The organism is Paenarthrobacter sp. NPDC092416 (genome assembly GCF_044755025.1).
Taxonomy (GTDB): domain Bacteria; phylum Actinomycetota; class Actinomycetes; order Actinomycetales; family Micrococcaceae; genus Arthrobacter.
Map to the genome: position 1 here is coordinate 91,682 of NZ_JBIVQG010000001.1, position 13,979 is coordinate 105,660.

A 13,979-nucleotide genomic window follows, 5' to 3' on the forward strand; every position below is an offset into this window, starting at 1 on the left:
AGGTTTGTTATGCAGGATATCGGGTCGAGCGCGGTTGGTGGCAGTGAAACATGATCTTTGGAAAACGCTTGCCCAGGTTCCCGATTAGGGATATTGTATCGATTCAGAACGAGTGTAAGCGAGATCACTGCCACGTTGTAAAGATCTGACGAAGCTTGCACCAACTGAGCAAGGAGGCTCTTATGATCAACAGAAGGAATTTCCTCACCACAGTGGCTCTCGGCACCGCATCTGCCGCGTTCCTCTCGGCTTGCGGCCAGTCTTCATCGCCGGCACAAACGGGTTCGGCGTCGAACCCCGTCACCATCAACTACACCTGGTGGGGCAACGATGACCGCGCTGAGCGCACCCGCAAGGCCATCGCACTGTTCGAATCCAAGAACCCTGACATCAAGGTCAACGGCAACTTCACCGACTTCGCCGGATACTGGCAGAAGCGGGCCACGGAAGCAGCCGGTGGCGGCCTCCCCGACGTCATGCAGTGGGACCTTTCCTACCTTCGCGATTACGGCCAGCGGAACCAGCTCCTTGACCTCGGCACCGTGAAGATCAACACGGATGCTTTCGAAAAGTCGCTCCTGCCCTCGGGCCAGATCCGTGGCAAGACCTACGGTATCCCCACAAGCACCAACGCCTTCGCGGTCTACTACGACCCCGCCAAGCTCAAGACCATGGGCATCGCTGAGCCGGATGGCACCTGGAACTACAAGGAATACAACGCCTTCCTGACCGAGGTGGGCCAGAAGGGCAACGGAGCCATCTTTGGCGGTACCGACTACACCAGCGTGTGGTGGATGTTCAACATCTGGCTGCGCCAGAACAACATCAAGGCCTTCACCGATGAAGGCAAGCTGGGCTTCTCCAAGGACGACCTCAAGAAGTGGTGGAACACCACCGCCCAGCTTCGTGGCACCCCGGCCCTGGTCGGTGAAGACAAGACCACCCAGTTGCTGCCCAAGTCGCCGTTCGGCTCCAATGTGACCGCCACGGAAGTCACGTGGGACAACTTCATGGCCGCTTACCTCGGCGACAGCGGCGCCAAGGAACTCAAACTGGTTCCGGTTCCCTCCGACGACCCGGAGAACCTGGGTCTCTTCCTCAAGCCGTCCATGCTCATGGTGGCCAGCGCCAAGACCAAATACAAGGATGCTGCTGCCCGCTTCATCGACTTCATGGTCAACGACCCCGAGGTCGGCCAGATCTTCAAGACCTCCCGCGGTGTTCCGGCGTCGAAGACCCAGCGCGATGGCACCACCTTCGAAGGCACCGACAAGCTCGTGGTGGACTACGAGAAGTCAATCGAGAAGTACCTCAAGGATGCTCCCGAGCCGCCCATTGTCGGTTTCGGAACCCTCGAAGCTTCCTTCAAGCGCGTCAGCTCGGAACTGAACTACGGAAAGCTCACCGTCGACGGCGCGGCCGACGCGTGGTTCAAGGAAGCCGAAGACCTTATCAAGCAAAACGCCTGATCCGGACTTCCCCGACCAACGGATAGAACTCATGACTCAAAGCCCAACCCTGAGCAGGCGTTCGACGTCGTCCGCTCCCACGCAGCCGCGCGCATCGCGGCGGCGTGGGGCGGACGCCCGCGCCGGCTACACCTTCCTGCTTCCCTGGCTGCTGGGATTCATCGCCCTGACCGTAGGCCCGATGATTTCCTCGCTGTACCTCTCCTTCACCAATTACAACCTCTTCGAAGCGCCCAAGTGGATTGGCTTGGATAACTACACCACGCTCTTCCAGGACGAACGCTTCCTTCAGTCCGTGGGCGTGACCCTCAGCTACGTGGTCTTCGGTACCCCGCTGAAACTCGCGGCGGCGTTGGCGATCGCCATGCTCCTCAACAGCAAGCGCAAGGGCCAGGGCTTCTACCGTTCAGCGTTCTATGCCCCCTCGCTGATCGGTGCGTCGGTGTCAATCGCGATCGTCTGGAAAGCGATGTTCGGTGATTCCGGCCCCGTTGACCAAGGCCTTTCCTTCTTCGGCATCAACCTCGGCGGCTGGGTAGGCAACCCCAACATGACCATGGGCATGATGATCCTGCTGACCGTATGGCAGTTCGGTGCCCCTATGGTGATCTTCCTGGCTGGCCTGAAGCAGATCCCGGCTGACCTCTACGAGGCGGCCTCGATGGACGGCGCAGGCCCGGTCCGGAAGTTCTTCAACATCACCTGGCCCATGCTTTCCCCGGTGATCTTCTTCAACCTGCTGATGGAAACCATCCACGCGTTCCAGATCTTCGCTTCGGCCTACATCATTTCCAATGGCGAAGGCGGCCCGGCAGGATCCACCCTCTTCTACACCCTTTACCTCTACCTGCGCGGTTTCAGTGACTTCCGGATGGGCTACGCCTCGGCGATGGCCTGGCTCCTGGTGGTGGTGGTCGGCATCATTACGCTGATCTTCTTCAAGACCTCCAAGTCCTGGGTCCACTACAGCGGTGATGCGAAATGACAACCATGGCAACCCCCACGCAATCTACGCAATCGGCAACCCCGGCCTACAACCCGAAGTCCGAGTCCACCACGGCCAAACGGATCAAGAGCACCATCTTCCACATCGTCGCGTTGGCGCTGGTGGCGATCGTCCTCTACCCGGCCCTGTGGATGGTTGCGTCGTCGTTCAAGCCGAACTCTGAAATCGGTGGCGCCAACACCTCGCTGTGGTCCAACAACTTCAGCTTCGACAACTTCATCACGGCTATGGACGGGATCGGCGGCGTGTCCACGCTGACGTTCTTCACCAACTCCCTGATCCTGGCGGTCGGCGCCGTGGTAGGCACCGTCCTGTCGGCGAGCATCTCCGCCTACGCCTTTGCCCGGATCAACTTCCCGGGCCGTGGATTGTTCTTCGGCATGATGATCGCCACCTTGCTGTTGCCCTTCCACGTGGTGATTATCCCGCAGTACATCGTGTTCCAGCAGCTCGGCCTGGTGGACACCTACGTGCCCCTGTTGATCGGCAAGTTCCTCGCCGCCGACGCGTTCTTCGTGTTCCTCATGGTCCAGTTCATGCGCGGCCTCCCGGCCGAACTGGACGAAGCGGCCCGCATCGACGGCGCCGGACACGTCCGCATCTTCGGCTCCATCATGCTCCCGCTCATGAAGCCGGCCTTGATCTCGACCTCGATCTTCTCCTTCATCTGGAGCTGGAACGACTTCCTGGGCCCGCTGCTTTACCTCAACACCCCCGAAAAGTACCCACTGCCATTGGCGCTGCGGTTGTTCGTGGACCAGACCCAGAGCTCGGATTATGGAGCCATGATCGCCATGTCCGTTCTCGCCCTGCTCCCCGTGTTGGTCTTCTTCCTGGTCTTCCAGCGCTACATCGTAGAAGGCGTTTCAACCCAGGGCCTCAAGGGCTAGCGGACGCGGAAAGGCTGAAGAACAAATGAGTGTCATGGACACATCAGGAAAGTCCCACGCGGAGAAGCCCGGCATTCCGGTCAACCGCTTTGCCCTCTTCGCCGAGACCATCCTTGCGGGCGTCATCGTCCTCCTCCTGTCGATTCCCTTGGTGACGGCGCCGGCAGCCTATGCGGCCGGCGTTGCCCACCTGGAACGGCACCTCAGCGGCAGGGACGATTCCCTCAGGAGCCTTTGGAGCAATTTCCGCCGGGCGCTGCCCGGCAGTTGGAGGACGGGAATCACGACGGCGGCAGCCGCCGTCGTGATTGTCCTGAACCTGCTGCTCGCTTGGGTTGGTCAACTGCCCGGCCGGGCAGTCATCCTGCCGGCGACCTTGATTCTCGCCGCGGCAGGCGCGGTGCTGTTCCTGCGGATCGCCGCCAACTGGAGCGGCGGCGTGAACTGGAATGGCGATGCCGCCGAACTCCCGGGGCCGCAGCGCTGGCAGGTGGCCTACGCCGAAGCCAAGGATGATGCCGTCCGTGACTGGAGTGGATCGCTCCTCCTGCTGGCAGCAGTGTTCATGGCGGTGGTGTTTGTGTGGATGTTGCAGGCGCTGTTCGTGATCGTGCCAGGCACCCTGATTCTGGCCGCCGCCGCCATCAAGATCAGATCCCATCGTTAGGAGTTTGGTGCAGCTGGTGCCCCCATAGGACTCTGATGGGGACACGAGCTGCACAAGAACTCGAAGAGAGTAGACCACCTTCGTGTCACCGCGCCCTTTCCCGCCGCGCCCATCAGACCCAAGCCGCCTATCTGACCGACGCCGGAAGCCGGCCACCGCCCGATCCACCGAAACCTGGTACTACCCGCTCAGGCACCACAACTACCGGATCTTCGTCACGCTTTCGCTGGCTGGCAGCGGGGGAGTGTGGATGCAGCGGCTGGCCCAGGACTGGCTGGTGCTGCAGCTTACCGGCAGTCCCGCGGCGGTTGGTGTGGCTGTGGCCCTGCAGTTCCTGCCCATGCTCGTGGTGGGACCCGTCAGTGGTGTGCTGGTGGATCTTTTCCCAAAACGCCGCATCTTGGTGGTCTGCCAGTCGGTGGCTGTGTTGCTTGCCGCCGGACTCGCAGTGTGGAACGCCGCAGGCGGCCATGATGTGTGGGTTGTCTACGCGTCCTGCATTGCCTTGGGCATCACCAGTGCAATCGATGGGCCAGCCCGTCAGGTCTTCGTCAACGAGGTGGTGGGCGACGCCGGCCTTCCTGCAGCCATCGGCCTCAACAGCGCCATTGGACAGTTGGGCGCTATGGCCGGACCTGCGCTGGCCGGTGTAGTCATCGCCCACGCTGGTTCCGCGGCGGCGTTTGCCGCCAATGCCGGCATCGGAGTTGCGGTCATGGTCATGATCCTCGCCATGCGGCCAGGTGAACTCCATGCTTCCCACGGGATATCGGGTGACGGGCCGTCTTCGAGACGCGGTCAGATCCTGGCAGGCTTCCGCTTTGTGCGAGCCCGGCCACCGCTCCTGCTCACCATGTTGCTGGCCGGGCTGTTGGGCGCCTTTGGCATGAACGGACCTGTGGTTCTCGCGGCCTTCGCTGACAGGGTCTGGCACAGCGGCCCGGCGGGCTTCGGACTGTTCAACACGGTCAGCGCCATGGGAGCTTTGGCTGGAGCATTGGTTGCCACGCGGATCAAGCGCTTCGGACGCAAGGGGATCGTAGTCAGCGCCGGATTATTTGGCTTGACGCAGTTGCTCGCAGCGCTCATGCCTACGCAGGAATCTTTCGTGGTGATGCTGGTGGTGGTGGGATTCATGACGCTTGCCTTCCTGACCAGCGCGGCCACGGCTGTCCAGCTCGAGGCCGGATCGAGCGTCCGCGGACGCGTCTTGGCGCTCTACTTCCCGCTGCTCCTGGGTGGCCACGCCTTGGGCGGACTCCTTGCGGGATGGTTAACGGAAGACTTCGGCGTACGAATCGGGTTGGTGGTCACAGGGGCACTGGGGATGATGTCCGCAGTGGTGATCGGGTTCTTGCTGTGGATGTACTCACGACGGCGGAACCACGGTGAACTGCCAGCGATCTGAGAGTTGTTGCTTTCTTTTGTGCAAGTGGCACGGAGAAACTAACAAAAAATACCTTGACTAGTGACGTAGCGCACATTTACGCTGAGAAAGCGTTTTCTCCAACGCGCATCTGCAAGACTCACCGGCCTCCAGACAAGGACTCCAGATGTCGATTCGTGCACGAAAAAACTTTGCGGCGAAGGTCGCAGCGGCCGCGGCGGCAGTAGCCATAACGATGACCGGTTGTGGCAGCTCCCCGCAGGCTTCATCGGACGGTACCGTAACACTGCGCTTCAGCTGGTGGGGCTCGGACGTCCGCCACAAGATGACCCAGAAGCTCATTGACGCCTTCGAAGCCAAGAACCCCAACATCAAGATCGAGGGCGAGTACGGCGACTGGTCCGGCTACTGGGACAAGCTCGCCACCCAAGTTGCCTCGCAGGACGCCCCGGACGTCATCCAGATGGACGCGGCCTACTTGGGGGAGTATGCCGGTCGCGGAGCGTTGCTGGAACTGAAGGACGTAAACCTCGCCAAGTTTGACCAGGCCGTTGCCGACGCTGGCAAGGTTGAGGGCAAGCAATACGCCGTCACTGCCGGCGTGAATGCCCAGGTGGTCCTGGCAAACCCGTCACTGCTTGCAGCCAGTGGTGTTGCGCTTCCGGACGACAAGACCTGGACCTGGGACGAATACACCAAGACCGCGGCGTCCATCACGGAGAAGAGCAAGAGCGGCGTCTACGGATCGGGCGCTGTCACCGGCGATGCCGCCATGAACCTCTGGCTGCGCCAGCACGGCAAGTCGCTCTTCACCCCGGATGGCAAACTCGGATTCGATGAGGGTGCGCTCACTGACTGGTACGAATACCAAGCCGCGATGCGGGACGCCAAGGCCGTGCCACCGGCGTCGGTCATGACGGAAGAAGTTACCGCGTCAGTGGACCAGCAGGGTCTGTCCACCAACCGCTTCGCTCTGGGCTGGTACTGGTCCAACCAGTTGTCCGCCTTGAGCAAGGCGTCCGGCCAGGCGTTGGAGATCCACCGTCCACCGAGCACGGACGGGACCGCGGCCGGTGCCGAGCAATACTACAAGTCGTCCCAGTTCTGGTCGGCAAGTTCCCGGACAAAGCACCCCGCTGAGGTCCAGAAGTTCATCGACTTCCTCTCCAACAGCGTGGAAGCGGGCGAAATTGCCTTGGCGGACCGCGGGATTCCCGCGAACTCTGAAGTCAGGGCAGCAGTGACGCCCAAGCTGACCCCCGAGGACGCCGCAACGGCCAAGTTCATCGACGAAATCTCGTCCGAACTTGGCGACGCCGTCCCCGTCCCGCCAGCCGGTTCCAGTTCAGTGGTGGAGGTGCTGGGCCGCTATGCCTTGGAGGTCCACTTCAACCGGCTCTCTCCCGCTGACGCCGCCAAGAAGGCCATGGACGAGGCCAAGAGCGCGCTCTAGGGCCTCGAAACTGCACTTAGGCCCCATGTCCGCGAGGAACATGAGGCTTAAGTGCAGTCTCGCGGGATGCTTTGCCGAGGTCAGCCTGGGATGGCTTCTTCGTTGGCGGCAGCCGTGACCGATTCAGCCAGGCTGGTGTCATTGCGCGAGATGAAATAGTGCACAGTACCCGCCACGCCTGCCCCGATAAACCATGAGAAGGCAGAGGCAGCGGCAAACACAGGAACCAGCGCGAGGATCACAGCCGGGACGGCGGAGACGATAAACGAGAGGAGAGCTTTCTGGTTCCAGCCGTGGGTGTACGTGTAGTACCCCTCTTCCCTGAACAGGTCCCGAACCAGCACACGCTGCTTGCGGAGCACGTAGTAGTCAACCATGATGATCCCGAACAACGGCCCCAGGAGAGCCCCGAGTCCACCGAGGAACAGGTTGATGACCACCGGACTGTTGAACAGGTTCCAGGGCGTAATGACAAGTGCGATCATGGCGGCGATCAGTCCGCCGCGCCGGAAGTCTATCCGCGAGGGCCAGGCGTTCGCGAGGTCGTAGGCGGGTGAGACGAAGTTTGCCACGACGTTGATACCGAGTGTTGCCACGGCGAAGGTGACAGCGCCGAGCAAGAGAGCCCAGATGTTGTCGATCCGCCCAACGATCTCAACGGGGTCGTAGATGTACTCCCCGTACACCTTGAAGGTCCCGGCGGTGACGACGACCGAAACGATGGAAAAGGCGATGAAATTGACCGGCAGCCCCCACAAGTTGGCTGTTCGCACAGCCTTGCGGGAGGGCGCGAACCGGGAGAAGTCGCAGAAATTGAGCATGAGCGTGGAAAAGTAGGTCACCGTCAGCGCCGTGGCGGCGAAGAATGCGTGGGTGACTCCCCATGGCGCGTTACCTCCGGGCAGGTCGAGGGAGATATTCCACCCGGCATTGATCAGGATGTAGACCACCAGCACGCCCATCACGGCCCACACGGCGGGCCCGGCCCAGTCCTGGAACCTCCGGATGGTCTCCATGCCGTTTCGAAGCAGAAGAAGCTGGAGCGACCACATCAGCAGGAAGGCCAGCCAGCCCAGGGCGGATTCCCCCAGGAAGTTGTTCTCAGTGAGGCCTCTGAGTTCGGGCCAGATCTCCAGGGCGATGACGATGACGGCGCGCGAGGCCAGCCACGTCTGGATCCCGTACCAGGCGATAGCCACGAGTGCGCGAATCAAGGCAGGCAGGTTGGCGCCGAACGTTCCAAACGAGATCCGGGCGAGCACGGGGTAGGGAACTCCGGTCTTCTGGCCGGCGTACCCGGAGAAATTCATCAGCACAAAAACGATCACAATCCCCGCGACCAGTGCCAGGAACACCTGCCAAGCACCAAGCCCCAGCGCGAAGAGGCCCGCCGCGAACGTATAGCCGCCCAGCGAATGAATGTCCGACATCCACATCGCAAACAGCGAATAGAAACCCCACGTGCGGTGCTCCGCCGGCGCGAGGTCTTCGTTGTACAGACGCCGGCTGACCCCCGGCGGAATGACGTGAGACACCTGGCCCTCACTTCCCAAACGCCTACATGCGGAACGTCGGCTTGGAGGCCCCAACCTGGAGGGGAACCGATGGCGCATCCATTGGTACCAATGTACTCAGCGATGCAGGCGGGAAATAGACCTGTTGAGGCTCAGCAACCAGGTTCGACGGGCACGAACCTCCACGTTCCCGGCGAAGCGTCAAACGTGTGGTCCCGAGCCGCTTCAAAGATCTGGGCTTCCCGCTGTCCGGAACGCGTGGCCGCATAGTATCCCGCGGGCACCACCACGCTCGCTGTCACGCCGGCAGGCACCGTGCAATCCAGTTCCATGCCACTCGGAGTGCGGCGCCAGGTCACAGCAACAACTCCGCGCTGCGTCGGGACACTGCCCGCGGCATGGTCCAGCCGGCACACCGGCGGTTCAATCACGACGGCGGCCGCACCCGGCGCGGTGACCCGGACACCGAGGAAGCATTCCAGGATCTCCCGCACCACGGAGGCCGACCACGCATGGGATTGGCTGTAGTCCGTGCCCTCCACGAGTTCCCATGCTTCCCAGGTGAAGGAGGCGCCGGCTGCAAGCTGCTTCGCCCAACCGGGTTGGCTGGAGTCGGTGAGGAGGTTGAGGACATCGTCCAGACGGCCCTGTGACAACAGCGCCCGGAACAACCTGTGAACCGTCATGGGCCCTTGGCGCATGCCCATTCCGGCGATTCGTTCGGCGTCCTTGGCTGCGTGGACTTGCGGGGTGATGCCGAAGGACAACGGGAACGACGTTGCATGTTGGGACGCATTGAGGCTGGGGCGGCCGTCGGCGTAAAGCCCGTCCACCATCACTCCATCTACGCGGAGGCGTGAGTTCATCTCAGCCGAAAGTGACCTTGCTGCCGCAGCGTACCGAGCTGCCTCCCGCTCAAGGCCGGCAACCCTGCAAAGCCGGCTAACGGCGTCGAGCACTGACCACGATTGGGCATTGACCGTGGTGCGCGCCGCGCAGTCCATGTCGTAGCCGAAGCGGCCAGGCGCCGGCCAGTCAACGATGCCGTGCAGGTACGGACCGGACCCGCCCCCGAGGTGAGTCACGAGCCCGGCGGTGGGACCGTCGTCGGGAATGTGCCGCACAACGTAGTCCGCTGAGTCCTGAAGGAAGGGGAGGAGCTCGGCCACCAAAGCGTCGTCGCCGCTTATCCGGTAGTAGTCCTCCACCCATTCGGGCATCATGAGCGAGAAATCCGGGATGTCGCGCTTGCCGTCGCCGTTGGGATATACGGCGTTGTAGCGGCCCCGCTCTTGAGGTGAATACCAATACCGGCGCGCTGAACCCGCGAACTCGCGCAAGGCCTTGGCCGTAAAACCGCGCTCGCCGAACAACGCCATGGTGGCGTACGAGATGTTTACGGCGTCACCCAGGAACTGGCCCTTCTCCCGCGTCGGAGTGTCCACGAACTGCTCCTGGACGCCCAGCAAAGCAGAATCCTTCAGCAGCGTGAAAACCCGGTCCAAGGTGGGATCCGAGCTCGTGAAATTGCCGCTATCCGGGTGATCGGCATGGATCATGAGTCCGCCGATTTCCCCGAGTTCACTGGGATCCACGCCCGGCAGCTCCAAGTAGCGGAAGCCCAGATGAACGCGTGCCTCATAGCGTTGTGGTCCATCCGCTTGCGTATAGGGGAACGACATATCCGTGTTTTGGCTGGGCATCTTCCCGCTGTCCACACGGCCATCATTCCGGAGGTTGTAGCCCGCCCGCAGCATCACCGTTCGCCCGTGGACGCCGCGAAGGAACTCCACCACCGGGCGCACGGGAATGACCTTGCCGAAGTCTGCCACCGGAGTGCCGTCGTCCGCTATGAGGATCTCGAGGGCGGGGGAATACGTCCGCGCGACGGCCGCATGGTTGGGTTCCAGCACCGGAAAGTCGCGAACCGGATGCTTCCCGAGGGACTTCGCAGGGTGCCAGACCTCCGGCCAAGCCGTCGCATCGAGGTGCTCGATCGGATCGCCCTCGTCGTTGCGGTATCCGCTTTGGCGGTAGGGGCCCTCGGCAACCAGCCAGTCGGGGCCAGTTCCGAACACGTCCCGTCGGCCGTCGTCGTACTCCACCGTGAGCTGCGCGAGCAGGCCCGGACGCCCGGCAGCGCGGCCCTGTCCAGGTCCGTACCAATGCGCGACGGCGGTCAGCGCTGCGGAACCGCTGCTGGCCCGCAGCGCTGCGGTGACGTCGGAGGCGTTGTAGAAATGCTCGCCGGGGTAGCCGAAATTGGTGGTTTCCAGGCAAAGGCTTCCGTTGATGGAGAAGCTGGCATGGTGGCTGGCGGCAGCGTACAGGCGCGCGCGGACCACAGTGCCTGAGAGCTGAATGGCTGTCTTCGCCACGGTCCATTCATCCGGCTGGCGGTACGGAGTGGTGGTTTTCCAATCCTTAAGGGCGTCCGGTTCGGTGAAATCGCTGGTGAGGATTTCCGTGCCGCCGGTGGAGACACTCACGGAGAGATACTCCGCCTGGCTACGCGGACCCTGATGGAACGCGAGGCCGGTGGCTGGGCCGGTGGCGTTGTCTGTCGCTGTGGCTTGAGGGACGAGGGCTTCCAGGATCACGGCACCCCCCAACTCGACGGCGATCCGCTCGCCGTCGTCGGTGATCAGCAGATCCTGCCAACCGGGCTCGGGGGCCGTGCTTGCCCTCGAGTGAGCCGCGGCTTCGAAGGCCTTCGTTTCGGCGATCGACTCTGTGAAAGGCAGTGATCCGGCGCCCGCCTCCCAAGCCGGCGCCGGCCGGAGTACCGCCGCATGCTCCGGCTTGATCTCCAGCAAGAGCCCGGTTCCCGGCCCGCTGCTGCGAAGCAGGATGCCGGCCGTGCCAAGCCGCAGCCGGAAGCGTGCGGTGATGCGGAGGTCGGTGATTGCGTGCGCTGGAGTAGCTGGCGTTGCCGTCCACGGAAGGTATGGCGAAGCGCTTACGCGCAGGACGCCGTCGACGAGTTCCAGGGGTGCGCGACCACCTGGCGCACGATGGATCCAGGCCGCGGTCCAGCCGCTTCCTGTGCTGGCGTGGCCTGTGCTGGCCAGGGCTGAGCTGACGAGCCCCGTGCTGGCCTGGGCTGAGCTGAAGAGGCCCGTGCTGAAGACCGCCGGTACACTCGGCTCGGCCGTGAAACCGGCGGCATCCGTGAGCTGAACGGTCCATTCATAGTCGCTGTCCGGGGCAAGATCCGGACCTGTATAGGGGATGTGGTGTTGCTTGTTGGAGGCAACGGTGCCTGAGTCCCATATGTCTGCGCCCGAGCTGTTGTGCACGCGGATGCGGTAGGCGCTTTGCAGGGCCTCCGCTGTCCCCGCGTCAGTCATGGCGTCCAATTGCCAGCCGAAGAACGGCTTGGCCGGTGCGGTCAGGCAGTGGGCAAGGCCTTGGATGGTCAGACTCGTGGCCCTGAGGCCGGAGGTGGCGCCAGCGCTCACAGGCCGGCCACCAAGCGTTGGATTTCCTGGAGATCCAGCCTTCCGTCACTGATCCAGACGGAGTTGGTGCGCTTGACGGTGGATCCGGCAGTGAGCTCAACGGCCTTGTCCCAAGCGAGGGCCGAGCCGACGGCCGGGTATTCGGACAACCGGACGAACCATGGGTCCGGCGATTCCGGTGGCGCGGCAAAAACCAGAGTGGCAGGGCCGCCGTCGAACTCTCCCGTCCACGCCAGCCACGGCGCAACGGAACCATGCACGGCAGGCTCCCCGTCACCTGTTGAGGAGAAGACGCGGGGCGAGCCATTGACAGGAAGACGCCAGAAGAAGCCGCCGTAGCCGCTGCCCGGGGCACCATGCGAACCGGGGCTGCCGAGTGAAACATCGACGACGGCGAGCAGTTCCGTCTCGATGTCGAGGCGCCAAGTGCGTGAGTCAACAACGGTCCGCCCGTATGATCGTCGCTCCTCGAGGACCAAGCCGCCGTCGGAGGCCAGCCAGTCGAGTTCAAGGGTCGTCCGGTCGTCTTCACGGGTGATCTTCGCTGCTTCAATGCGGCCGTGGTCCAAGAGGTCCACATACTTCCCAGCCGATCGGCGGTAGCTCCGGCCGCCCCAGAAGTTGCTGCCATTGACGTCCTGCAGGGCGAATCCCGCGCCGAGATGCCAAACGTGATCCGCCGGCAAGTGATCGGTCACCACTGTGCCGGACAACGTGCCGACCGGGTGGAGGTACGGCCGGGGCGAGAGTTCGGTTTCGAGGTCCGCTCCGCTGCGAAGGGTGGCGGCAGGGTTGTTCGCTGAGGAGAAGAGAGGCTCCGCGCCCGTGGTGGTCGGACGCGCCCAGGGGAGGCCCAATTCGCTGAAGGTGGCGTGGGCGCGGGTGGCACGATCCAGGATTTCCTCGATGCCCGGGATCACGGCGTGGGCCTGATCGCCCTGGCCAACCCAGTCGACGCTGGTGTGGGGAATGAGCGCGGGAGCCTCGGCGGTGCGGATGGCCTCGAGAACACGCATGAAGGCGCCGCTGTGATCCAAGGGGCTTAGGAGCGGCGTTCCTGACGACAGGTGCTGGAGCAGGTTTTCGGTGAGGTCGTCGCGGCCGAACGCGCGGGTCGATTCGCCGTCGCCGTTGCGTACTGTGACCCGGTCCTCCGTGTAGTGGAACACGGCAGTTCCTTCCGTTCCATGGAGGGTGACGTAAGGTTCCACGGACTCGGCGGCGCAAAGCGTCAAGGCGCAGGTGATGGGCAACCCGTCCACGGTCCGCATCCGGATCACCGAGGTGTCATCCGCTTCGATGTCGTTGGCGCGGTAGAGGTCGGTGTCCACCGAAGCGAGGTCGTTTGCGGTGCGGGCGCCGGCGATGCGCAAGGCCGTGGCAATGGCGTGGGCAAGCGGGTTCGTGGCCACACCGTCCACGACGTCCACCCCGTCCAGGCTGCGCTTTCCAGCCCATCGCGACCGCTTGTAGTAGGCGCGGTCCCGGACCCATCGGCCGGTAGCCGAGATTCCTTTGAGGGTTCCAATACCGGGGAGTTCGTCCGTGGCTTCGCCGCTGGCCAGGCGTTCGAGTGCCTTGATGGCGTGTGAACCGAGGCTTTGGAATCCGATTTGGACGCTGCGGCCGGCAGCGGTGGCGGCTTCCTGAAGTCGATGGAAATCCTCCATTGACGCGACCGGGGGTTTCTCCAGATAAAGGTCCGCGGCCGAGGCGAGCGCTGCCAGTGCCAGCGGCGCATGGGTCTGGATGGGAGTTGCCACAATGATGACGTCTGGCTGGTGTCCACCGGCCAACAGGGCATCCAGATCGGCGTGAATGGCAGTGTTCTCCGGCAACGCGCCGGGTGCCGGAGGGTTGGGATCCGCCACAGCGACGAGGTCCACCGTTCCCAAATGGCCAAGACGCTCAAGGTTGCCCAAGTGGTGTGCTCCGAAGCCGTGAACACCAACCAGGGCTATTCTCGCCGGGGCTCTCCCGGGCGTCTTGGTGCTCAGGGCTGACTCGTCGGACGGCTTGTCCATGGTTCTCCTCTGCTGGCGCTGCAACGAGGCAATGACGCCGTCGTCAAGGTATTCGTGAAGTGTCCCGGCGGGTTCAGGCTACACCTAGCAAGCGCTTTCCCAGACCCG

The 13,979-nt window shown here is 63.1% G+C and carries 9 protein-coding genes; 6 read left to right on the top strand and 3 right to left on the bottom strand.

Translation table 11 applies throughout. The annotated features are described in order from the left end of the window. Window positions 1-182 precede the first annotated feature (182 nt). The 6 genes from ACIQC5_RS00410 (at window position 183) to ACIQC5_RS00435 (ending at window position 6,872) form a co-directional block, all read left to right on the top strand. Complete coding sequence (locus ACIQC5_RS00410; RefSeq protein ID WP_400277625.1) at window positions 183-1,469, top strand: ABC transporter substrate-binding protein; 1,287 nt, start codon at window positions 183-185, stop codon at window positions 1,467-1,469. Between the two features lie 31 nt (window positions 1,470-1,500). Next, complete coding sequence (locus tag ACIQC5_RS00415) at window positions 1,501-2,454, top strand: carbohydrate ABC transporter permease (protein WP_400277627.1); 954 nt, start codon at window positions 1,501-1,503, stop codon at window positions 2,452-2,454. Then, entirely contained in the window at window positions 2,451-3,365 is a 915-nt protein-coding gene (locus tag ACIQC5_RS00420) for a carbohydrate ABC transporter permease (RefSeq protein WP_400277628.1), read from the top strand. The genes ACIQC5_RS00415 and ACIQC5_RS00420 overlap by 4 nt, the downstream gene beginning before the upstream one ends. A 25-nt stretch (window positions 3,366-3,390) precedes the next feature. After that, window positions 3,391-4,032, top strand: a complete 642-nt coding sequence (locus tag ACIQC5_RS00425; RefSeq protein ID WP_400277629.1) for a Poxvirus protein I5 — start codon at window positions 3,391-3,393, stop codon at window positions 4,030-4,032. An 82-nt stretch (window positions 4,033-4,114) separates the two neighbouring features. Next, window positions 4,115-5,440, top strand: a complete 1,326-nt coding sequence (locus tag ACIQC5_RS00430; RefSeq protein ID WP_400277630.1) for an MFS transporter — start codon at window positions 4,115-4,117, stop codon at window positions 5,438-5,440. A 145-nt stretch (window positions 5,441-5,585) separates the two neighbouring features. Next, window positions 5,586-6,872 (top strand): ABC transporter substrate-binding protein, encoded by a 1,287-nt coding sequence (locus ACIQC5_RS00435; protein ID WP_400277631.1) that lies wholly within the window; start codon window positions 5,586-5,588, stop codon window positions 6,870-6,872. Between the two features lie 80 nt (window positions 6,873-6,952). Here ACIQC5_RS00435 and ACIQC5_RS00440 read toward each other — a convergent pair whose 3' ends face one another. The 3 genes from ACIQC5_RS00440 to ACIQC5_RS00450 all read right to left on the bottom strand — a co-directional run bounded on the left by ACIQC5_RS00440 (window position 6,953) and on the right by ACIQC5_RS00450 (window position 13,871). Beyond that, complete coding sequence (locus ACIQC5_RS00440; RefSeq protein ID WP_400277633.1) at window positions 6,953-8,407, bottom strand: NCS1 family nucleobase:cation symporter-1; 1,455 nt, start codon at window positions 8,405-8,407, stop codon at window positions 6,953-6,955. Window positions 8,408-8,538: 131 nt separating this feature from the next. Then, window positions 8,539-11,847, bottom strand: coding sequence for a family 78 glycoside hydrolase catalytic domain (locus tag ACIQC5_RS00445; protein WP_400277634.1), 3,309 nt, complete (start codon window positions 11,845-11,847; stop codon window positions 8,539-8,541). Next, window positions 11,844-13,871 (bottom strand): DUF6807 family protein, encoded by a 2,028-nt coding sequence (locus ACIQC5_RS00450; protein WP_400277635.1) that lies wholly within the window; start codon window positions 13,869-13,871, stop codon window positions 11,844-11,846. The genes ACIQC5_RS00445 and ACIQC5_RS00450 overlap by 4 nt, the downstream gene beginning before the upstream one ends. Between the last annotated feature and the right edge of the window lie 108 nt (window positions 13,872-13,979).